Annotated in this window: 1 protein-coding gene; it reads right to left on the bottom strand. The window is 44.2% G+C overall.

The genetic code is table 11. The features are described from left to right. Positions 1–81: 81 nt before the first annotated feature. Positions 82–1,054, bottom strand: a 973-nt coding sequence (locus GOQ16_RS17185; RefSeq protein WP_160070421.1) for a reverse transcriptase domain-containing protein, incomplete at its 5' end; no start/stop codon positions are given.

Here is a 1,054-nt window from a genome sequence, read left to right as displayed (position 1 = left end):
AATCGAGTAGGAAGATAGGGATTATTTCCCTATCTGTCCTCTCACACCACCTGGCATACGGATCCGTACCAAGGCGGTTTGTTAGAATAACGTCGTTTGATGTGTTGTTCTCCAGTAATAGTAGTCTGCAAATCCTTCGTAACCTAGTTTAGTAAAGTATGAGTTTGTTAGCGTTGTTTGAAGGATAGGACTTGTCCCTGTTCGAGTATAGGATTTACGGGTGTTCGCATGTTGATAGGCAAGCCAGCGTTTGGTTCCCAGTTTTATTAAGTTCCGAATTCGATTACCTGCGGTCTTCCATTGTTTCCAAAGCAGAACTCGCAAGCGTCTTCGCACTAGTTTATCTAGTGCTACCATCACCTTCTTATTCGTTGTTATACGAAAGTAATCCACCCAGCCGTGAGTAATTTGCCGTAGTTTAGTCAGTCGCTCATGCATAGGAGTAACTGTATTACGTCGAGTATTTTGACGTAACTTCTCTCGGATTCGTTCGATACTCTTTGCAGAGATACGAATGTGCCAATCTCCTTGACTTTTGAAGAAACTAAAGCCGAGTAAATTACTTTGGGAAGGCCTGCTTACCTTACTCTTTTCACGGTTCACCTTCAGCTTTAGTGTAGATTCGATGTAGCTGGTGATGTTGCGCATGATACGAGTTGCGGATTTATTGCTCTTCGTGTAGATACTACAGTCATCCGCATAGCGTACAAATCGATGTCCACGGGAGCTGAGTTCCGTATCCAGTTCGTGGAGGATGATGTTTGACAAAAGTGGACTTAAAGGACTGCCCTGTGGTGTACCCTTGGTTCGCTTTTGTTCAAGACCATGATCCATAATCCCACAACGAAGGTATTTCCCGATCAGGGCTAGGACTCGACGATCCATAATCTTCTTGCTCAAAAGATGCATCAGTTTGTCGTGGTTCACTTGATCGAAGAATTGCTCCAAATCAAGTTCAACTACCCACGTATAGCCTAAGTTCAGATACTCTTGCGCTTTACTGACGGCCTGATGAGCATTACGATTCGGACGGAAGCCGTAGCTGTTATCGTGA

Origin of the sequence: Sphingobacterium bovisgrunnientis (genome assembly GCF_009829085.1) — a bacterium.
GTDB lineage: Bacteria > Bacteroidota > Bacteroidia > Sphingobacteriales > Sphingobacteriaceae > Sphingobacterium > Sphingobacterium bovisgrunnientis.
This window is presented reverse-complemented; position numbering and strand designations above follow the sequence as displayed.